Annotated in this window: 14 protein-coding genes and 1 tRNA gene; 2 read left to right on the forward strand and 13 right to left on the reverse strand. The window is 43.1% G+C overall.

Translation table 11 applies throughout. The features are described from left to right. Window positions 1–15: 15 nt before the first annotated feature. From I2I13_RS02385 to yaaA, 11 genes are all read right to left on the reverse strand, one after another. Entirely contained in the window at window positions 16–1,425 is a 1,410-nt protein-coding gene (locus tag I2I13_RS02385; protein ID WP_195630340.1) for an alpha-L-fucosidase, read from the reverse strand. Window positions 1,426–1,460: 35 nt separating this feature from the next. Further along, window positions 1,461–2,345, reverse strand: a complete 885-nt coding sequence (locus tag I2I13_RS02390; RefSeq protein ID WP_148366573.1) for a hypothetical protein — start codon at window positions 2,343–2,345, stop codon at window positions 1,461–1,463. Between the two features lie 39 nt (window positions 2,346–2,384). Further along, a complete protein-coding gene (locus I2I13_RS02395; RefSeq protein ID WP_195648647.1) occupies window positions 2,385–4,988 on the reverse strand; it encodes a DUF4962 domain-containing protein in 2,604 nt (867 codons plus the stop codon). A 59-nt stretch (window positions 4,989–5,047) separates the two neighbouring features. Beyond that, window positions 5,048–6,247, reverse strand: a complete 1,200-nt coding sequence (locus I2I13_RS02400) for a glycoside hydrolase family 88 protein (protein WP_148366612.1) — start codon at window positions 6,245–6,247, stop codon at window positions 5,048–5,050. 250 nt (window positions 6,248–6,497) lie between these two features. Beyond that, window positions 6,498–6,989, reverse strand: coding sequence for a DUF4488 domain-containing protein (locus I2I13_RS02405; protein ID WP_195648648.1), 492 nt, complete (start codon window positions 6,987–6,989; stop codon window positions 6,498–6,500). Window positions 6,990–7,128: 139 nt separating this feature from the next. Then, window positions 7,129–8,532, reverse strand: a complete 1,404-nt coding sequence (gene asnS / locus I2I13_RS02410; RefSeq protein ID WP_148366576.1) for an asparagine--tRNA ligase — start codon at window positions 8,530–8,532, stop codon at window positions 7,129–7,131. A 105-nt stretch (window positions 8,533–8,637) separates the two neighbouring features. After that, window positions 8,638–10,116, reverse strand: coding sequence for a pseudouridine synthase (locus tag I2I13_RS02415; protein ID WP_195648649.1), 1,479 nt, complete (start codon window positions 10,114–10,116; stop codon window positions 8,638–8,640). A 74-nt stretch (window positions 10,117–10,190) separates the two neighbouring features. Continuing rightward, complete coding sequence (gene purB / locus I2I13_RS02420) at window positions 10,191–11,537, reverse strand: adenylosuccinate lyase (protein ID WP_195648650.1); 1,347 nt, start codon at window positions 11,535–11,537, stop codon at window positions 10,191–10,193. A gap of 141 nt (window positions 11,538–11,678) precedes the next feature. Then, a tRNA-Val gene (locus tag I2I13_RS02425) sits at window positions 11,679–11,753 on the reverse strand. 186 nt (window positions 11,754–11,939) lie between these two features. Continuing rightward, window positions 11,940–12,485 carry a sugar O-acetyltransferase gene (locus I2I13_RS02430; RefSeq protein ID WP_148366579.1) on the reverse strand — a complete coding sequence of 182 codons (546 nt, stop codon included), beginning with the start codon at window positions 12,483–12,485 and terminating at the stop codon, window positions 11,940–11,942. A 3-nt stretch (window positions 12,486–12,488) separates the two neighbouring features. Next, the gene (yaaA, locus tag I2I13_RS02435) at window positions 12,489–13,262 is read right to left on the reverse strand and encodes a peroxide stress protein YaaA (protein WP_195648651.1); all 774 of its coding nucleotides are present in this window, start codon (window positions 13,260–13,262) and stop codon (window positions 12,489–12,491) included. A gap of 145 nt (window positions 13,263–13,407) precedes the next feature. Here yaaA and I2I13_RS24595 point away from each other — a divergent pair, with 145 nt between their 5' ends. Next, the gene (locus I2I13_RS24595) at window positions 13,408–13,539 is read left to right on the forward strand and encodes a hypothetical protein (protein WP_255518787.1); all 132 of its coding nucleotides are present in this window, start codon (window positions 13,408–13,410) and stop codon (window positions 13,537–13,539) included. Between the two features lie 198 nt (window positions 13,540–13,737). Here the strand turns inward: I2I13_RS24595 and carB are convergent, their stop codons facing one another. Next, on the reverse strand, window positions 13,738–16,959 hold the full coding sequence (gene carB / locus I2I13_RS02440) for a carbamoyl-phosphate synthase (glutamine-hydrolyzing) large subunit (RefSeq protein ID WP_148366581.1): 3,222 nt from the start codon (window positions 16,957–16,959) through the stop codon (window positions 13,738–13,740). A 428-nt stretch (window positions 16,960–17,387) separates the two neighbouring features. Between carB and trpS the strand changes: the two genes are divergently transcribed. Next, on the forward strand, window positions 17,388–18,482 hold the full coding sequence (gene trpS / locus I2I13_RS02445; RefSeq protein ID WP_004297181.1) for a tryptophan--tRNA ligase: 1,095 nt from the start codon (window positions 17,388–17,390) through the stop codon (window positions 18,480–18,482). A 90-nt stretch (window positions 18,483–18,572) separates the two neighbouring features. Here trpS and I2I13_RS02450 read toward each other — a convergent pair whose 3' ends face one another. Beyond that, window positions 18,573–20,960 (reverse strand): DUF2339 domain-containing protein, encoded by a 2,388-nt coding sequence (locus tag I2I13_RS02450; RefSeq protein ID WP_195648652.1) that lies wholly within the window; start codon window positions 20,958–20,960, stop codon window positions 18,573–18,575. Window positions 20,961–21,547: the final 587 nt, after the last annotated feature.

Raw genomic sequence — 21,547 nt, forward strand, 5'->3', positions numbered from 1 at the left:
ACTTACTGTAAACTATCATTTTTTTACTTTAAAGCTAAAGGCTAACGGTTCATTCTTCAACCCTTTGGGCAGAGTAACAGTCACCTTGCCACCCTTACAGGAATACTTCACGCTCTTGCCGTTTTGCAACAGAGTCATTCTGCCTGTCGGCTCGTTACCTTCCCACTCAATGGTGGCAGGCAATGTCTCTTTTTCGGGCAGGGCGTAGATGGCATATAATGTTTTACCGTCTTTATTGGCAGTAAACCATACTTTACCGCAGTTATAGTTTGGTGTAGTACGGGTGGCGTAGATAGCCGCACCATTCTGCTTCAACCAATCACCAACTTCTTTCAAGCGGTCGATAGCGCCTTGCTCAATCTCTCCTTCCGGAGTAGGTCCGATGTTCAGTGCCAGGTTTCCGCCTTTGGCTACAATTTCAGCCAGCATATTGATTACCCATGAACAGGATTTGTATTCAGAGTCCGGACTCCAGCCCCAAGTTTTAGCCAAAGGGATACAAGTTTCCCAGGGGTTGTTTATCTGTTTTTCAGGAATGACACGTTCCGGTGTCTGGTAGTTCTCGTTACGTCCCGGCACGGTTCTGTCCGCCACGATAAGACCCGGTTGTTTCCGGCGTGCTTTGTCTACGATTTCATCCATCTTGATATCCTGTTCCGGTTTACGCACCCATCCTCCATCAAGCCACAAAATGTCGACATTGCCGTAATTGCTCATCAGTTCGTCAATCTGGTTGGCGGTAAACTTCTGGAAGTTCGCCCATTTCTTATGGTATTTCTTTACGTCATAGTTTACGTTACGTGTGGGAGTAGCCCAAAACGGATCCCAATAATCTTTGTGATGCCAATCCGGTTTGGAAAAGTAAGTACCAATCATGAAACCTTTCTGCCGGAAAGCATCGAACAGGTGCTTGGTGACATCACTGTATTTTCCATTCTTATACGGCCCTTTTGTAATGCCGTAATCCGTGTATTTAGAGTCGTACATACAGAATCCATCATGATGCTTAGTGGTGAAGACAAGGTATTTGCATCCGGCATCTGCCGCAATGTCTGCCCAACGGGAAGGTTCGAACTTGACCGGATTGAATGAATCCGCCAATCCCCAGTACCATTTTTTAAATTCGTCGTAAGGTTTGTCCGGAGCTACTCTCTCTCTGCGCTTGGTAAAGCGGTCTTCCGAACAAAGCAACCATGATTCCGTAATACCCGGCACTGAGTAAATGCCCCAGTGGTACATGATACCGAATTTCACGTCTTGCCATTTATCCAGTTTTTCCAGTACTTTCGCATCCGTAGGCCATTCATAGCTTTCCGAACTTTCGTGTATCAGTTCTCCGTCTTTCGTTCCGAAAACTTTTTTGTTTTGCGCATTCAGTGCCAGCGACAGACCGATACACGCAACGAGTGATAAAACTTTTTTCATAAATAATTCTTGTTATTGCATTAGTAATAGATATTTTAGTTCTTTGAGTCAGAAACGCTTTCTATAAAAGCAGGTTCGCCCTGCAATTGCTTCACGATATTTTCCGCTTTCTCAACTTCTGCTTTTGTGCCGCAAATTAGTAATGACACGCCACCTTCAGCACCGTCCACACCACCTTTCGCCGTGACGTGAACATCTACATCGGCAAATTCTTTCATGGCTTCGATTTCAGTATAGATATTGCCTTGCGTTACATTGAGACGCACTGTACCCTTACCGCGTTGTATATCACCATTTGTTATCTTCTGAATTTCAAACAGGTCTTGCGTTGTTTCTTTTTCGAGGCCTACCGGCACAATCCAGCGTCCTTTACCTTCATCTGTGTATTTGCGCAGCTTCGCTACAGTGCCTCCGTCGGGTGCTCCTACACATACGGCTGCCTGACGTTTGGCGTAGTTCACCATGTTAGCACCTTTAAACACGATGTCCTTCGCATTCATACGTGCTAAAGCATCGGCATAAGATATGTCAGCAGGCTTCCCTTTCATTAATACTATTTCCGACTGACGTTTCATCCCTCTAGCAAAATCTTCTTTCGAACTCGGGAAGATTCGTCCTGTGACGAAACTCCCCCGGGGAGCTGACAGTCCGGCAAGTTCTTCTGCAAGATAAGTATTAGTTGTTCCCAAAGTTATGATGACAATGCCGTTCTCCAATCTGTCCTTGACATCTTTATTTGCCGCAATACCCTTAGCTATCAGACGTTTGCTTTCACTGACCGTCAACCGTGCGGTTGTCATATACTCATATGCTTTCTGCGGAATAGTTCCCGCCGCTTCTTTTTTTTCTTTAAGTTGCTGCATACAGCTACTGAATGAAAGTGCTATCGCAGTTAGTAGGATATAGTTGATTGTTTTCATATTTAATGTCTTTACCTGATATTTAATATCTTTATCTGATTAGATTTCCAGTTCGGGTACTTTATCAACCAAGACTTTTTCAGTACCGTTTTCTTTGACAATGGTAGCTTTACCTTTATAGTCAATGCTTACGTTCTCACCTTTCTTCGTATTGCGAACGAAAAAAGAGGGAGCACCTTTAGAGGATAAATTAACCTTGATATTCCAGTCACCTATCTCAATACAGCCATCTTTCAACATTCGTGGCTGCGCGGTGGGGGACAGTTTGGCATGAGTATCGATAATTGTAGCAAAACGATATACTTTCTGCTTGTCTGACGTAGCTGTGAAATGCCAATGATTTGCGTACGTTTTAAAATTACCTTTCTCGTCAGCAATCAGCCAATTGACGGCAGGCGTAAAGAATTGGCTGGTCGTATCGGTTTTCAATACTCCGGTGGAAAAAAGGTAAGCATCAGAGATTCCTTCTTTGTTGGTAGCCTGTACGTGTACCCAATCCGGATTGCTTTTATCCACATTCATCGGATTAGTAACCGTATGCAGCAAGTAACTCCAAGTGACAGGCTGTTCAGCTTCCAATTCGTCATAGATAAAGGTAAGACCTGTTTTTCCGAGTTCCACGATATGACGGCGGTAAGTTTTCAGTCCGACTTCGTCCCAACCATTCTCAGGGGTATATTCCAGCCCGGCAACTTTGCCACGTTCTATCCAAAGCGGAGAGATTACTTTTCCATATGCATTAGACGCATCCCCTACCACATAACCTATGTTTTCACTTATATAATGACGGGGAATCCATCCGTAACCTTCGGTACCGATACGCTGTCCCATACCATTAACCAGTATCGTATTGTGAGCACGAGTTGCACGGTAACAATAAACAGAATGTTTATCAATAAAAGAAGTACCATGACCTGAGCTATAAAAGAGCGACTGTCCGCCCCAAAAGGTATTGAACGCATTCTGATTGGTTAGTGCATGGGATGTGCCACCGTAAGGACTGCTACGAAAACTAATCATGGCACTGTTTTCTGTCTGCGATAAACGGGTGGAGAATGAAGCCAGACCGGATTGCGGGAAAACGTGTCCCATAGGCAGGTCGGCAAGACCAGCCCCCACAGGCAATGGTTTGTCACACTGCAAACGGAACCATGCCAGTCCGCCTGCTTTGGACGTACTGCCTTCATTCAAAATGTTCGGCTGACGTGCCCGGATAGTACGCACATAATCAGCAGCATACGTATTGCCTGTCATCCGGGCGACAGCATCCGCATAACCGACTCTTACTCCTCTGGGCGTTAACACCTTTTCATGGGAACTACCATTTCCGCCCGATTTGGAAAATGGGGGTTGCTGATAGATAGTGTACAACACCGAACCTTGATACCAGGGATCAGAGAAGAAATCAAATCCGGTCAGCCTGCTGTAAAAATAAGGAACTTCTATCAATGTACGTGTGTTTACAGTGAAATAAGAGTCACCATTATGCCATGCACCATCCTTATTCAGACCGGGGAAACGGGCAAGCCACACGTTATAGCAGTAATCTACCCAAGTATCAGCCTCGGGCAGTTCACCGTAAACAGTGAAGGCCGCCATTGTAAGAATCCGGAGCGTCATTTGCCAGACGTGATTCTCAGCGATATGATTTTCCAGATAATTATTATAATGGTCATACATCTTGTTTCCATACTTCCGGATGCAAGCAAGCAGGTCTTTTCGGGTATCTTCATCCAGAAGGTCATAGAGAGCATCATAAGCCAATGTGCCAAGTGATACGAAAGTAGCGTCATTAAAATCGCCTTTCACATTATCACTTTCCCCCCAAGTGATAATTTCCTTGATACGCTTGATGGCTTCATCGGCATAGCGACGTTCTTTAGTCAGCATATAAGCACGTATGATAACATCCAGGTTCGACTCTTCTCTGTCAACAATACGGCGACTTTCACGAGTAAGCATTGCGTTGCGCTCCATTTCGCTGTTCAAATTTGCGAGCAGCTTGGTGTTGACGTCATTGATAGACTTCATAGGTGTCTTCATCGCCTTGTTGGCAGCCGAGATATAAATCTTGCGTTCCGGAGTGGAAATGCTACGACGGATAAAGTGCTCCCACTCTTTTTTATCAAGCCAGACGCGGGGATGTTCATGTGGAACTTTGGCGAGGACTTCTTTCAGGGAAGGCGGACAGAACTTGTCAGGATTGGTTTCCACCGTAAATTGCTGAACCGTAGCCCATTTTGTCTTTCCATCCTTTACGTTGCCATATTGCCAGTACCACACGCCGGGTGTCAAGTCTTTCTCCGGATTGTAAAAAGGCCAACGGGTTTCCACCTGTACCACCCCGGTCTTGAAAGTGGGATCTTGAGAGTAGCGCAAGCTATAACGGACTTTACTCTTGTCAACCTTATGCTTAGTATCCAGCCCGTCCAGCCCGCTCTCTACCACATAAAGCCCTTCCTGCAACGGCCATTGAAAAGAAACGATACGGTCGGCAACCACTGCTTTGTCCGACGGCGAGGGAGTAGCACGCATTTCGTGCATCAAAGTGACATCTTTCAGCCGGATATTAACAGGCGACTGTTGAGCATACAGTCCGGATGCCAATAAACAAATTGTAAGAGTATATAAAGTAAGTTTCATGGTTATTTGTTATTTATAATCTAGCAGTTAAGCGTTTTTCATTCTATATTCATTCTTGTTTAGCCGAACTTCTTCAATTCTTTATATCGTCTTAATGCTTCCAGATAATAATAATCCGCATAGTTTAACGGTACATCCACCTCGCTATCATGTGGAAAACTACCCACCGAGTGTTTCAGGATGAATCCTTTATTCTCATTCTCCTTCGCCAGATAATCCGGTGAAGAAAGCTGTTTTAATATATTTTCCGCATACTCCATATAACTGTTACTTAGATTCTTATCATCTGTATATCCGCATAGTTCGAGCAAAGCGGAAGCGGTAACAGCCGCGGCGGAAGCATCACGCGGGGCGTTCGGAATATCCGGCGCATCATAATCCCAGTAAGGAATATAATCATTTTCCGAAGGACGGTTCTCCATTATAAATCGGGCAATCTTATGCGCAGCTTCCAGATAAGCGGAATTTTTCGTAAAGCGGTAACACATCGTGTAACCATACACTCCCCATGCTTGTCCGCGTGCCCAGGCGGAAGAATCGGAATATCCTTGGAAAGTTCCTTTAGACTCCACTTTCCCGCTAGGTACGGAATAGCTGACTACATGATAGGAAGTCATGTTCTCACGAAAATGATTCTTCAAGGTTTTGTCAGCGTGAGCCATCGCAATATCACGATATTTAGAATTTCCGGTTTGTTCGGATGCCCAGAAAAGCATCTCAAGATTCATCATATTATCAATAATCACCGGGTAACTCCAATCCCCAAAATCCCAGGAACGAATCAAGCCGACTTCCGGACTGAAACGCGTACAAAGGCTCTCGGAAGAATTTACCAAAACCTGTTTATCTTTCGGTTCCGGTTTCAAACGAAGCGCCTGTCCGTAGCTACAATACATCATAAAGCCAATATCATGGTTTCCTGTATAATATTGAATATCTTCCAGACGGTTCGTATATTTACGGGCCTCCTTCGCCAACGCCTCATCCCCTGTCATCTCATAGGCCAGCCACATGGAACCGGGATAAAAACCACTTGTCCAGTCTTTGGCATTTTCCAGACGGTAACTTCCATCCGCCTTGGTAGAACGTGGAAAACAAACTGTGTCCGGTACATTTTTCAACTGATCCGCCATATAAAGTAACTGATGACCGGATGTTTTCACCGCAGTTTCAAACCATTCCGGCGTACCCGCTTTAGGAATATCACAAGCGGTCAGCAGACCTATTCCCAAAACCGCCATATACAACTCTCTTTTCATTTCCATATTTATAGTTTTAATGATTTATTTTAGATTTAATGTCTCATCTTTACCGATAGCAAAATTAGGGATTGCCGAAAAGAAAGGCTTTATATATCTATTTTTTCATCCTTGATTCCATATGCGTCAATGTAGATTTCGTCCAAAACACTTTTGTTTTTGTCTATTCTCATATTATTATACAAAAATTGCGCACACCTTCTTTAAAAAAGAGGATGTGCGCAATTTTGTTTCAGTCTGCGAACCTTGCTTATCTCACAATATCTTCCGGAAATTTAGCCGGCATCTCCACCCGTTTCCAAGTTTCATAATACCAGGTATTCAACTCGTTTCCATTCAAATCATTCTTGATGAAATATTTCAGACACAGATAATCATTGTCTTTTATTTCAAATTCGAGGATATTATCCTGATTATCCAACATTGGCAGATGAATATTCTTCTCGATACTTTCTTTATAAGAATCATCCGTCAGTTGTTTCCACATTCCATATCCTGTAATGATGGCATCCGAACCGGGGATAATGGTAAAGTTCACGATCCGTCCGTCATCACTCAACACTTTAAATGTATTACTGGGTTTCAATGCTCCCGGAACATCGGGAGATTCCGACACATAGTGGCAGAGCTGCCAAATACCTTTTAAATCGGCCGCTTTGAATTTTGTTTTCTTTTGGGCCATCGCACCTGTTACCGCTAACAACATCATTGAAAGCATGGTAAAGAAAAAGAGCTTTTTCATTGTCGTATGATTTTAGTTAACACTCTCGAAGGCGTATGTCCAAATATAAATATTTATTTTGAGAATATAACTATCAAAGACATAAAAAAACTCGCATAACCCAAAGATTATGCGAGTTTTACATAAATATACCGAAATATTAGAAATCAGCATTTCTCGGTGTACGCGGGAACGGTATCACGTCACGGATGTTCGCCATACCTGTAACGAATAATAACAGACGTTCAAAACCAAGTCCGAAACCGGAATGAGGACACGTACCAAACTTACGGGTATCCAGATACCACCACATATCTTTCATCGGGATGTGCATTTCTTCAATACGGGTCAGCAGCTTGTCATAGTCCGCTTCACGTTCGGAACCACCGATAATTTCACCGATCTTCGGGAAAAGAACGTCCATTGCACGTACAGTCTTACCATCTTCGTTCTGCTTCATATAGAAGGCTTTGATTTCTTTCGGATAGTCAGTCAGAATCACCGGACGTTTGAAGTGTTCTTCCACCAGGAAGCGTTCGTGTTCAGAAGCCAAATCCACGCCCCAGTAAACCGGGAACTCGAACTTATGGCCTTTCGCAACAGCTTCTTCCAGAATCTTGATACCGTCTGTATAAGGCAGACGTACGAACTCATCTTTCAATACACCTTGCAGACGTTCAATCAAGCCCTTGTCGAACATATCGTTGAGGAACTTCACATCATCCGCACAGTTATCCAACGCCCATTTCACACAATATTTGATGAACTCTTCCGCCAAGTCCATATTGTCTGTAATATCGTTGAAAGCAACTTCCGGCTCAACCATCCAGAACTCTGCCAAGTGGCGGGGAGTGTTGGAGTTTTCGGCACGGAACGTAGGACCGAATGTGTAGATAGCTCCCAAAGCAGTAGCAGCCAATTCACCTTCCAGCTGACCGGAAACGGTCAAACTTGCCTGCTTACCGAAGAAATCATCTTCATAAGAGATAGAGCCTCTCTCGTCTTTCTTCAAGTCATACAGGTTCATGGTAGTCACCTGGAACATCTGTCCGGCACCTTCACAATCGGAAGCCGTAATGATCGGCGTATGGAAATAGAAGAAGCCCTTTTCATGGAAGAACTTGTGAATAGCAATCGCCATGTTGTGACGGATGCGGAACACAGCACCAAACGTATTCGTACGCGGACGCAAGTGAGCAATCTCGCGCAGGAACTCCATAGAGTGACCTTTCTTCTGCAATGGATATGTATTATCACAAGTACCCAGCACTTCGATTTCACGAGCCTGTACTTCCACTTTCTGACCGGAACCTACTGACTCTACCATTTCTCCGTTCACGCTAATACAAGCGCCGGTAGTAATCAGTTTCAGCATCTCTTCATCGAAATTAGCCAAATCTACTACGACCTGCAAATTATTTATTGTAGAACCGTCATTCAGTGCGATAAAGTTTACTTGTTTGCTACCTCTGCGGGTGCGAACCCATCCTTTCACATTGACCATCGCGCCAATATCTGTGCGCTTCAACAGATCAACAATTTTTGTTCTACCAATCTTTTCCATTTAACTTTTTCTTTTTAGATACAAGAAGACGAGGTTTCAATTACAGGGTTCATTCTTTCCTGCTCTCTTTCCTCGTCCTCTGTCAAGTTGTTATTTATTGACTTATTATTCAAACGATCCCATACGGAGGTAGTTTACTTCTGCTTCCGACAGGTAACGCCAGTCTCCGCGACGCAGCCCTTTTTTGGTCAGTCCGGCGAAGAACACACGGTCGAGTTTTACTACTTTGTAACCCAGTGATTCGAAAATACGGCGAACGATACGATTCTTACCGGAGTGAATTTCGATACCTACCTGGTCTTTTTTGAAATCATCTGTATAGCTGATTGCATCTGCATGGATTTCGCCATCTTCCAACTGGATACCAGCTGCAATCTGATCCATATCCGCTTTTGTCAGGTTCTTGTCCAGATGAACATGATATATTTTCTTCTTCAGGAATTTCGGGTGTGTCAGCTTGGAAGCCAGATCACCGTCATTCGTCAGCAAGAGTACACCAGTCGTGTTACGGTCAAGACGTCCTACGGGATAAATACGTTCGTTGCAAGCGCCTTTTACCAGATCCATTACCGTACGGCGTTCCTGCGGATCATCCGATGTAGTAACCGTATCTTTCGGCTTATTCAACAATACGTATACCTTACGTTCGATGCTTACCGGTTCATCGTGGAACTTAACCACATCCGAACGTTTGATCTTTGTACCCAATTCCGTTACTATTTCACCGTTTACAGAAACCACACCTGCCGTGATAAATTCATCAGCCTCGCGACGTGAACAAACACCGGCATTAGCCAGGAACTTATTCAGACGGATCGGCTCATTCGGATCAATAAACTGTTCCTTGTACTCGATCTGTTTCTTTACGCTATACTTAGCATTCGGATCATAATCGCCGGTACGCGGACGAGGACGATAGCCTCCTTGTGAACGGTCATTGTTGTATCTCGGACGATAGCCGCCACCACCGTTGTTGCTACGATAGCCACCACCTTCACCGTTGTTGAAACGGGGACGATACGGACGGTCACCACCTTCACGGTTGTAAGAAGGACGTTGAGGACGGTCGCTACCTTCGCCGTTATTGAAACGGGGACGGTACGGACGGTCACCACCTTCACGGTTGTAAGAAGGACGTTGAGGACGGTCACTACCTTCGCCGCTATTGAAACGGGGACGCTGGGGACGGTCATAAGAACCACCTTCACGATTGTAGGAAGGACGTTGGGGACGGTCATAAGAACCACCTTCGCGGTTGTAAGAACGTTGCGGGCGTTCGCCTCCTTCATTATTGTTATTGAAGCGAGGACGATACGGACGATCGCCACCTTCACGATTGTAAGAAGGACGTTGGGGACGGTCGCCATAAGAGCGGTCACCATACGAACGCTGCGGGCGTTCGCCTCCTTCATTGTTGGCATTAAATCGCGGGCGATACGGACGATCCCCGCCTTCACGGTTGTAAGAAGGACGATACGGACGTTCTCCACCTTCTCTGTTGTAAGACCTGTTACCATCACGGCCGGCACCTGTATTCTCTTCATTGAAAGAATTTTCGCGCCATTCTTCGTTTTCTGTGCTCATTTTTTTTATTCGAATAAAATTAGACTTTGGCCTCACGGCCTATTTAAAAACACGTTTATTATATAAGTAAACAATTAAAGCCCCGTATAAGTATGGGGAGTGATTGCTCTTAACTCTTTTTTAATATCTTCGCTTACATTCAATTCTTCGATAAACTCTTTAATAGAACTTTCTGTAATAGCCTGATTAGTCCGGGTTAAAGCTTTCAAAGCTTCATACGGATGCGGATAAGCCTCACGGCGCAGAATAGTTTGAATAGCTTCTGCCACTACGCTCCAGCAGTTATCCAAGTCACGATAGATAGCCGGTTCGTTCAGCAACAGTTTACGCAATCCCTTCAAAGAACTCTGAATGGCAATCACGATATGACCGAAAGGCACACCTACATTACGCAGCACTGTCGAGTCTGTCAAGTCGCGCTGCAAACGGGAAACAGGAAGTTTCACAGCCAAGTGTTCCAGGATAGACGTTGCTATACCCAGGTTACCTTCCGCATTTTCAAAGTCAATCGGATTCACTTTATGCGGCATGGCGCTTGAGCCCACTTCTCCGGCTTTGATCTTCTGTTTAAAGTACTCCATAGAGATATACTGCCAGAAGTCACGATTCATATCGACCATAATTGTATTGATACGCTTCATGCTATCAAAAACAGCAGAGAGGTTATCATAGTTCGAAATCTGCGTAGTATATTCTTCACGTTCCAGCCCCAGTTTTTCTGCAACAAACCGATTACCGAATTGTTTCCAGTCATATTGAGGATAAGCTACATGATGCGCATTGTAATTTCCGGTAGCACCACCAAACTTAGCGGTAATCGGACATGCTTTCAACATGGCCAGCTGACGTTCGAGACGGTAAACGAATACCATCACTTCCTTGCCTAAACGAGTAGGAGAAGCCGGTTGACCGTGAGTTTTGGCAAGCATCGGAATGTTAGCCCATTCTGTTGCATAAGTTTTCAACTGCGCAATCAACTCTTCAATCAACGGATAGTAAACCTGTTCCAATGCTTCTTTGATAGAAAGAGGAACAGACGTATTGTTAATATCCTGAGAAGTCAGTCCGAAGTGGATGAATTCTTTATAGTCATCCATTCCGCCCATCTTGTCAAATTCTTCTTTCAGGAAGTATTCTACGGCCTTCACGTCGTGGTTAGTTACACTTTCGATATCTTTAATGCGCTGTGCGTCTGCTTCAGAGAAGTTACGGTAGATATTCCGTAAAGTTTCAAACACGTTGCTATCGATTCCTTTTAATTGCGGCAAAGGGAGTTCGCACAAGGTGATAAAGTATTCCACCTCTACCTGTACACGGTATTTAATCAGTGCAAATTCAGAGAAATAAGCTGCCAAAGCTTTAGTTTTGCCTCTATATCGACCATCAATCGGAGATATGGCCGTCAATACATCAAGTTCCATACGTTTTCTTAGATAATTATCAGACTGCAAAATTAACTCTTTTTCCTGAGTTATAAGGTAAAAGGAAAAAGAAAGTTTGTATAAAAGAGGTAAGAAATAAAAAAAAGTCTCACGAATTCATCCGTAAGACTTCTTTTTGTGTGGGCGTTGACGGATTCGAACCGCCGACCCTCTGCTTGTAAGGCAGATGCTCTGAACCAGCTGAGCTAAACGCCCTTACACTTCCGTTTCAAAAGCGATGCAAAGGTACGGCATTTTTTGAATTCTGCAAACATTTCATGTATTATTTTTCAAGAAAGTTTTTGTCTAATAAAGGAAAGCTCTGATTATCAACAAATAATATAAAAAAGTTTTTTTCTTGCAACTTTCACTTCGTCCAGTCCTTCTAATAGATAAAACAACCTATTTACGAATCACACGTGCCGGATTCCCGACTGCAACACTGTCGTCGGGAATATCTTTCGTCACAACACTCCCCGCTCCTATCACACAACGATTACCGATCGTCACGCCGGGACAGATAATAGCGCCGCCGCCAATCCAGCAGTCTTCACCAATCGTCACCGGATAAGCATATTCCTTAGAGCCTCTTCTTTCCTGATAATCCATTGGATGATGCGGCGTATAAATTTGCACGCAAGGGCCGACCAGTGTGTGAGCACCAATCGTGATATATCCTCCATCGAGGAAAGTGCAATTGGCATTAACAAACACATGTTCACCCAACTTAATTCCGTCTCCGTGGTCGCAATGGAAAGGCGGGCATATAATAGAAGTTTCAGGAATCCCCGGCACCAACTTTTCCAATAATTCCCTATACCCCGCATCGTATGTACTCATTCCCCGCATACGTGCCAATAGCTTTTTGGCATGTTCAAAACGTACCTGCAATTCCGGTGCAGACATATCAGCCAACTGGCTACTACGCATCTTCTCAACTTCCGTCATACTTTATACTTCTTTACCGTTAGTAAATACAAACTTCTTTTCATTCGAAAGAGATTCGTTAAACTCAAATCCTTCCCAAGAGAAGCCTTTCAGATCCTCCGGATTTTCAACTCGATTCTTCAGAATGAATCGTGTCATTTCACCACGGGACATTTTGATATATATCACTATTGAAGCCAATTTTCCATTCTTCCAGACCTGAAATTCGGGAGTGATGACACGCACCTCTTTTTCTACCCGCTTCCAATCAAACAAACTCTTCATCTCGTCACTAGCCAAATTGCAAAGTATGCCGCCGGCTTTCTTTATATCTTCTATGAACACATCCGTCAGGTGAGACTGCCAATAAGAGAACATCGTCTGATTGCCCAGTTCAGGCAACACTATATCTCCTTCCAACCGATAGGAACGAATGACATCCAAAGGCCTCAACAACCCATAACAAAAGGAAGTCAGCCGCAGGTGTTCCTGTGCATATTCAAATTCTTCTTTCGAGAAATCTTTTGCATTCAGCCGTTTGAACACAATTCCGGTATAAGCCAATAAAGCTGGCAGTTCCGGTGTACCCTCTGCATGAAAAGCCTGATAACGCTTGTAATTTTCCACAGCTATCTTAGCATTCACACGCAACAGACGCTCCAGTTCGTCCACCGAAAACTGTGACATTTGCAAAGCAACCCCGGAAGCTTCTTTTTGAAATCGTGGAACCGTCTTCAAAGGAACTTTTACCTTTGAAGTTTCACTCATAGTCTTGGCACAAGATAGAAGTACTAACATCGCTAAATCTGATTTTATCTTTTCAAGAAACAAAAGTAAATAATAAAAAGCAAAAAAACATTCTACTAGAGATTTTAAATATTACAAGTTGCTGTCATCCGTCACCCAAAGCCTAATAATGCATTGACTATAAACAAGTAAGACTGTGACAGCAAGACGTGATGGCATGGTGACAGCACCATTTTCCGTCACCATGCCGTCACACTTTATCAATGCATCCTTCCGCTATAAGACTTTCATCCCTTCGGATGATGAAATCAAGGAAGCCTTAGTTTAGTTAGTTTCCAGCCACTGAAACTTTAGTTTCTCACTGGTGAAACTCCAGTTTCTCACCGATGAAACTTTAGTTTCACACCGACGAAACTCTAGTTTCACAGTGCGGAACTACCAGTAGCAAGGCACATAAAAAAAAGAACCCTCTCTTTGAACAAGCCAAAGAAAGAGTTCTTTTTCTTAAATAAACGACTAAAACAGTTTATTTATATTCCTGCCAGCTCTTGATCTGAATATCACCCAATTTCAATTCGCAGAATGCTTCGATAAAGGCACTTGCCAGACGAGCATTTGTAATCAATGGAATGTTGTGATCAATCGCACCGCGACGGATACGATAGCCGTTCGTCAATTCACGCTTACTATGATTCTTCGGAATGTTAACGATCAAATCAAACTTATGGTCAGCAATCATCTTCATCACGTTGTTCTCTGCACCCGGTTTTTCATCCGGCCAATAAACCGGAATTGTGTCTACTCCATGAGCGTTCAGGAAAGCTGCAGTTCCGGCAGTAGCATAAATCTGATATCCCTTAGCAAACAACATACGGCTAGCATCCAGCAAATCCACCTTCGACTTCATGGCACCGGAAGAGAACATAACCGCTTTTTCAGGAATCTTGAATCCGGTAGCAATCATCGAATTCAGTAATGCTTCAGAGAAATCGTCCCCAATACATCCAACTTCACCCGTAGAAGACATATCCACACCCAATACCGGGTCGGCATTGTGCAGACGAGAGAAAGAAAATTGAGAAGCTTTTACACCAATCCAGTCGATATCAAACGCAGATTTGTCCGGACGTGAGTACGGAGCATCCAGCATGATACGGGTAGCTGTTTCGATGAAGTTACGTTTCAGAACTTTAGACACAAACGGGAAGCTACGAGAAGCACGCAAGTTACATTCGATAACTTTCACTTCGTTGTTACGAGCCAGGAACTGGATATTGAACGGACCGGAGATATTGAGTTCTTTGGCAATCTGACGGCTGATCTTCTTGATACGGCGTGCCGTTGCAAAGTAAATCTTCTGTGCCGGGAATACCAGTGTAGCGTCACCGGAGTGAACACCGGCAAATTCCACGTGTTCGGAAATTGCGTATTCCACCACTTCACCATTCTGGGCAACAGCGTCAAATTCAATTTCTTTTGTATTTTCAAGGAATTGAGAAACAACTACCGGGTATTCTTTAGAAACTTCGGCAGCCATCTTCAGGAAGTTCTCCAATTCTTCATCATCGTAGCAAACATTCATTGCAGCTCCCGAAAGAACATAAGAAGGACGAACCAATACCGGATAGCCTACTTTTTCTACGAATCCTTTCACCTCTTCGAGACTAGTAAGTTCCATCCATGCCGGTTGGTCGATACCTAGTTGGTCGAGCATAGCGGAGAACTTGTTACGGTTTTCAGCACGGTCGATAGAGATCGGAGAAGTACCTAGTACAGGAACCGACTGGCGGTAAAGTTTCATAGCCAGGTTGTTCGGAATCTGTCCACCTACAGAGACAATCACACCGCGAGGTTGTTCCAGATCGATTACGTCGAGTACACGTTCGAACGAAAGTTCGTCGAAGTACAGACGGTCGCACATATCATAGTCAGTAGAAACCGTTTCAGGGTTGTAGTTGATCATGATTGACTTGTAACCCAATTTGCGGGCTGTCTGAACGGCATTTACCGAACACCAGTCAAACTCAACCGAGCTACCGATGCGGTAAGCACCCGAACCCAGTACCACTACTGATTTTTCATTCTTATAATAGTTTACATCATAACCTTCTACTGCATAAGTCATATACAGGTAGTTAGTCAGTTCCGGATGTTCGGAAGCGACGGTATTGATACGTTTCACAGCCGGAAGAATACCCAAAGCTTTTCGATGAGCACGTACAGCCAAGTTTTCTTTCTCCATATTTCCAGTCGGGTTCAAGACGAAGCGGGCAATCTGGAAGTCAGAGAAACCTAAGATCTTCGCTTCACGCATCACGTCAGCCGGAATATCTTCTACCTTATTATAAGCAGACAATTTAGCTTTGTAGTCTACGATATTTTTCAGTTTGCCAAGGAACCAGGGATCGATCTTAGTCAGGTCGTGGATACGTTCGATAGTGTAACCTTCTTCCATGGCCTGTGCGATAGAGAAGATACGTAAGTCAGTCGGACAGGAAAGTTCTTTATCCAAATCGTCAAAGTGCAGTTCGTCGTTACCTACGAAACCGTGCATCCCCTGACCAATCATACGAAGTCCTTTCTGGATGATTTCTTCGAAAGAACGGCCGATAGACATAATTTCACCTACCGACTTCATGCTTGAACCGATCTCACGAGATACACCGGCAAACTTAGTCAAGTCCCAACGAGGAATCTTACAGATGTAATAGTCAAGTTCAGGAGCTGAATATGCTGAATTCGGAGTACCCATTTCACCGATCTGGTCGAGTGTATAGCCGAGTGCAACTTTAGCGGCTACGAATGCCAACGGATAACCGGTAGCTTTAGACGCCAATGCAGAAGAACGGCTCAAACGGGCATTTACTTCAATCACACGGTAGTCGTCCGTATCAGAGTTGAAAGCATACTGAATGTTACACTCACCCACGATGCCGAGGTGACGGATACATTTAGTAGAAAGTTCTTTCAACAGAGTCAATTCTTTATCATCCAGTGAACAAGTAGGAGCCACAACGATTGATTCACCGGTATGGATACCCAGCGGGTCAAAGTTTTCCATGCTGGCTACTGTGAAGCAATGGTCGTTAGCGTCACGGATCACTTCAAATTCGATTTCTTTCCAGCCTTTCAAAGATTCTTCTACCAGAATTTGTTTAGAGAAAGCAAAGGAACTTTCAGCCAGTTTCAGGAATTCTTCTTCGTCGGCACAGATACCGCTACCAAGACCACCCAATGCATAAGCAGAACGTACCATGACAGGATAACCGATTCTGCGTGCAGCAGCGATGGCATCTTCCATGTTTTCTACTGCCTGGCTAACCGGAGTCTTCATCTCGATTTCGTTCAGTTTCTTCACGAACAAATCACGGTCTTCTGTATACATGATAGCTTCTACCGATGTACCAAGCACCTTTACTCCGTATTTATCAAGAATACCCTGTGTGTAGAGTTCCGCACCGCAGTTCAATGCAGTCTGTCCGCCGAATGCCAGCAAGATACCATCAGGACGTTCTTTCTTGATAATTTCTTCTACAAAATAAGTATTTACGGGAAGGAAATACACTTTATCGGCAATACCTTCAGAAGTCTGAATGGTTGCGATGTTCGGGTTTACCAATACTGAGCTGATACCTTCTTCTTTCAAAGCTTTCAGTGCTTGTGAGCCTGAGTAGTCGAACTCTCCGGCTTGTCCGATTTTGAGTGCTCCAGAACCCAAAACGAGAACTTTCTTGATTTCCTTTTCCATTTCTTTTGTTGTTATAATAAGTTGTTATTTCTAAGTTCGTCCATAAAAAAAATGCGTTACCCTCAAAAAAGGATTAACGCATTACCAAAGAACTAAAATATCGTTTTTGGAGAAAAGAGAAGAAGTCTGCCGTTTCCGGGTGCAAAACATCCGAATGTAGATAATACTTACTTCTGATTTCCTGTTGATTCATTGTCGATTTCAAAATTTGTGCAAAGTAACGACATATTTTGCACATGACAAAAAGAAACGTTCACTTTTTTACCGAAATAGTTTACCGCGTCAATGAAACGGTTGTTTTTCCATTGGCTTTTTTAATGAATACTTTCTCGTCATAGTAAGCACAAATCACGAAGTAACTACATTTTGATGTATCTTTCAGTTTTTATCCTTATCTTTGTTGCCATTATATAATAAGGTAATAAAATATGGGAAAAGAAAAAATCATATTGACGGGCGACCGTCCTACCGGAAGACTTCATATCGGTCACTATGTAGGTTCGTTGAAACGCAGAGTTGACCTGCAAAACGCAGGTGATTATAGCAAGATGTTTATCTTCATTGCCGATTCGCAAGCATTGACAGACAATATAGACAATCCGGAAAAGGTGCGTCAGAATGTAATTGAAGTAGCCCTTGACTATCTGGCTTGTGGCATAGATCCGTCTAAAGCTACCATCTTCATACAGTCGCAAATTCCGGAATTATGCGAGCTTAGTTTCTATTATATGGACCTTGTAAGCGTATCCCGACTGCAACGTAACCCGACTGTGAAATCGGAAATCCAGATGCGTAACTTTGAAGCTAGTATTCCCGTAGGTTTCTTCACTTATCCTATCAGCCAGGCAGCGGACATCACAGCATTCCGTGCAACAACTGTCCCTGTGGGTGAAGACCAGGAACCAATGCTCGAACAGGCTCGTGAAATCGTTCGCCGTTTCAACTATATATATGGTGAGACATTGGTAGAACCCGAAATCCTGTTGCCGGACAATGCAGCCTGCCTGCGTCTTCCGGGAACTGACGGTAAAGCTAAAATGAGTAAATCACTCGGAAACTGTATCTACCTTTCGGAAGAACCGGAAGAAATCCAGAAGAAGATTATGAGTATGTATACCGATCCGGGACATCTCCGTGTACAAGACCCGGGAAAGATTGAAGGTAACACCGTATTCACTTACCTTGACGCTTTCTGCCTTCCCGAACATTTCGAACGCTACTTACCGGATTATCCGAACCTGGCAGAATTGAAAGCACATTATCAACGCGGCGGACTGGGCGACGTAAAAGTGAAACGTTTCCTGAACTCTATTATGCAAGAAATACTCGAACCGATTCGGAACCGTCGTAAAGAGTTCAGCAAAGATATTCCGGCTATCTACGACATGCTTCAGCAAGGATGCGAAGTAGCCAGAGCTGCTGCTGCCGAGACTTTGGCAGATGTGAAAAAAGCAATGAAGATTAATTATTTCGATGACAAGGAGTTAATCGAGGAACAGGTAAAACGTTTCTCACAGGAATAAGGAAGTTTGCATAAAAACGTATCATATAAAGTAAAGGCTGCCTACTCTAAGAAAGAATGGCAGCCTTTATTATAATATACAATTTAAGATTTAGCTAACTTCATCTTCGTCATTCTTGAATAATACATCCTTTAGTTTCTGATAAAGGAATGAAAGTATCAGTAATATCAGTCCGAGAATGATGAACACAATGATTTTACCAATAGTAGGCATTGCCCACAAATCGTCAAATACAAGTTTAAGCAGAACGATTCCGAAAGTCGAAAGGCTTATCATGCGCATGACTTTCTGATGCAAACGCATCCCTAGTCCCATCTGAACAAATCCGGCAATACTTAATGAAAGCGAAAGTCCGGCACTGAAATCACCCACTCCTACCTGCCAGAGAAAAGAGCGTACCATTGTCACCCAAAGAAGAGTGACCAGAATATTGAGATAAATAGTGAAACGACTCTTGATGCCGATTAATAGATAGTATTGGCGTGCCACATAATAGATATTCGCTATTACAAAGGCTGCCGTGAACCATCGCAGTACAACAGGCACAAAAGCCATGTTCTCCCATTGGTCTCCCCATATATTTATGATGTATACAAGCGAATTTACCCCAATAGCCAGCATATAGAAAGTCAGATATCGGGTGATCGGGAATCTTTTTCTGAAAGCATAACAAACACTCGAAATAGCAATGGCAGTAAACAAGAACATTGCTCCGCTCCTCGTAGCTCCCTCAAAATGCAGGTGGAACTCCATCATAAATGTATAATAGAGTATAGCTACAGAGACAAAAAGCATGAAAGGATTCCAGAAACCATATTTCAGTTGACGGGCTGTAGAGAAGAATGAGCTATAATGTCCCATCAACAAAGCAAATGCTCCGGTAGCCAGCCCTACAAACAAAGAGGTGACAAATGAACTGTTCAGGAAAATAGTGCCGACAACATGATGTTCATACATTACTACATTATATATATCCATCAGGTAAGAAATAAAGGTGAGTCCCACCAGTATCTTTGCCGCATATTCATATACCCGGATTCTCGACTTGATATAAAGCCATAACAATAACACCATTTCTGACGCCCAAACTAATGTTATATAATTTCCATCCAACTGAATCGGGACGGTAATAGAGACAAATGTCAACACAAGTCCCAAAGTGGTATACACCAAGAATTTATAGTCCTTCCGGCTCTTCCATAACCAAAGCACCAGCCCTAAATTAACAAGAGCGATAAACAGGCTCAACAAACCGCTTGCTTTGAAAGACCATCCCATATTCCGCAAGAACAAAGCTCCCGAAAGCAAATAAATAAAATTATTCGTTATAATGACGAATACCAGTCCCCGACTCATTGTTCGCATATCTTCCCCACGAAGAATGGAGAACACCGGAAGCAGAAAAATAAAATAAAACAGAGTGGTAAACAAAAACAAGTGCCCCGAAATAACTGTAGAACTGGAGGTATAGCTAAATAAAAGAAAGATTCCCATTATCAGCCAGGTAAAGACAAATGAGATAATCGGAAGCTCACCCCACTTCTTATAAATGGAAAGTCCGAACATACCGAGATTCAGGATACTTACATAAGTGAACAGTACCAGATAACTTCCCTCTCCACTGCTTACGATGAAAGGTGCAAGAAATCCTCCGACAAGTGAAATGATAGCCAGTTCACGCCGATTGTACACCACAGACAGAACAGACATAAATACAGTGACGCCTATCAGAATGATAAACGCCATAGTCTGCGAGAAGATATGATAATAATGGAATGCAATGGCAACCGTAAGATAGAATACAGCAAAAGCGCCACCCGCAAGTAGCGAGCTAAATGTACGATATTTCTTTTGCAACCGTTCGGCAACGGCCAGCAATACAGCTCCCGTCAGGAAACCAAGTACGGTACGGAAAGTCTCATTGATCCAATTCTTATCAATAGCATACTTCACAAAGAAACCTACACCGATGACGAATATAAGGATACCGATCTTTCCGAAGAGATTCTCACCGATGAACCTCTCGTAATTCACTTGCTTCTTTTGTCTTGAAACAGCCGGAGCAACCGGGATAACCGGAACAGTCGGAGATTTAGCAGATTCTTTTCGAACAGCCTCAATACAAACTTCTTCCAGTTCTGTTTCAACCGTCTTTTCTAGTGTCTCACGTACTGTTTCAACAACCGATTCTTGTTTTTCCGGAACAACTTTCCCTTGTTGTGCAGCCTTTATTACCGTAACATGCTCTGTCATTTGAGAGATCAAAGGGACATCTTCTGTTTCTTTTACAACTATTTCCTCTTTAGGTTTATGCTCTTCAGTAGCAGCCTTTTGCTGAAGTTTGAGATAATCGTCCATTCGTTTCTTTATCTCATTCAATTCTCTCTCTACTTTCCCGAAGCGATTATCCAACCTACTCAATAGCACAAATAGCATAACTAAAACAAGTAGCGCATATACAGTATTAAAATCGTCCATAATATTCCAGATTTGAGTTCGATATCACAAATATAGATAATAATTAATAGTCTCAATCAATTGTTATTAAATTATTTGGATTATCGCAACAATGTAAGTTTACATCAATTACACAAATCAGACTACAGATCTCAAAGTCTGAAGATAGCAATCGCCCTTTACCTTTATCCCAGGCCCCCGATGAATAAAGAGTTGGCGGGTGAATGGCGACTCTTACACCAGCTTTTTCACTTTGCTTTGCATGCAATATCATTATAGCTAATCAGAATATCATTATAGCTAACAGGAATATGCTAATAGCAAAAACAAATATGCTAATAGATTATTTTTTTCATTGGGATGATTAAAAAAAACATTGCAGTGTTTTCTCCAATTAATACAAGGATTTTAGAAAACACTGTAATGACATTTTTTCGATATGTAATGTGATGAATACAGTAATGAAAAGGACTTCCTTCACCCGCAAACAGTGTATTCATCGAGAGTTCAGAAAAAAGGTGAAGGGGATGGGAAAATTACAACTCGCATTCACATTCTCTACCAAACTAATAAAAAGGCAGCTGAAAGCGAAAATACCTTATTTCAGG

The organism is Bacteroides sp. D55t1_190419_B8, from assembly GCF_015558905.1.
GTDB classification, from domain to species: Bacteria; Bacteroidota; Bacteroidia; order Bacteroidales; family Bacteroidaceae; genus Bacteroides; species Bacteroides vicugnae.

Coding starts and splice junctions, on each gene's coding strand:
- purB (WP_195648650.1), bottom strand. CDS start 11,537: ATGGAACTTGATGTATTGACGGCCATATCTCCGATTGATGGTCGATAT.
- trpS (WP_004297181.1), top strand. CDS start 17,388: ATGGGAAAAGAAAAAATCATATTGACGGGCGACCGTCCTACCGGAAGA.
- I2I13_RS02395 (WP_195648647.1), bottom strand. CDS start 4,988: ATGAAACTTACTTTATATACTCTTACAATTTGTTTATTGGCATCCGGA.
- asnS (WP_148366576.1), bottom strand. CDS start 8,532: ATGGAAAAGATTGGTAGAACAAAAATTGTTGATCTGTTGAAGCGCACA.
- I2I13_RS02415 (WP_195648649.1), bottom strand. CDS start 10,116: ATGAGCACAGAAAACGAAGAATGGCGCGAAAATTCTTTCAATGAAGAG.
- carB (WP_148366581.1), bottom strand. CDS start 16,959: ATGGAAAAGGAAATCAAGAAAGTTCTCGTTTTGGGTTCTGGAGCACTC.
- yaaA (WP_195648651.1), bottom strand. CDS start 13,262: ATGTTAGTACTTCTATCTTGTGCCAAGACTATGAGTGAAACTTCAAAG.
- I2I13_RS02405 (WP_195648648.1), bottom strand. CDS start 6,989: ATGAAAAAGCTCTTTTTCTTTACCATGCTTTCAATGATGTTGTTAGCG.
- I2I13_RS02390 (WP_148366573.1), bottom strand. CDS start 2,345: ATGAAAACAATCAACTATATCCTACTAACTGCGATAGCACTTTCATTC.
- I2I13_RS02450 (WP_195648652.1), bottom strand. CDS start 20,960: ATGGACGATTTTAATACTGTATATGCGCTACTTGTTTTAGTTATGCTA.
- I2I13_RS02385 (WP_195630340.1), bottom strand. CDS start 1,425: ATGAAAAAAGTTTTATCACTCGTTGCGTGTATCGGTCTGTCGCTGGCA.
- I2I13_RS02400 (WP_148366612.1), bottom strand. CDS start 6,247: ATGAAAAGAGAGTTGTATATGGCGGTTTTGGGAATAGGTCTGCTGACC.
- I2I13_RS02430 (WP_148366579.1), bottom strand. CDS start 12,485: ATGACGGAAGTTGAGAAGATGCGTAGTAGCCAGTTGGCTGATATGTCT.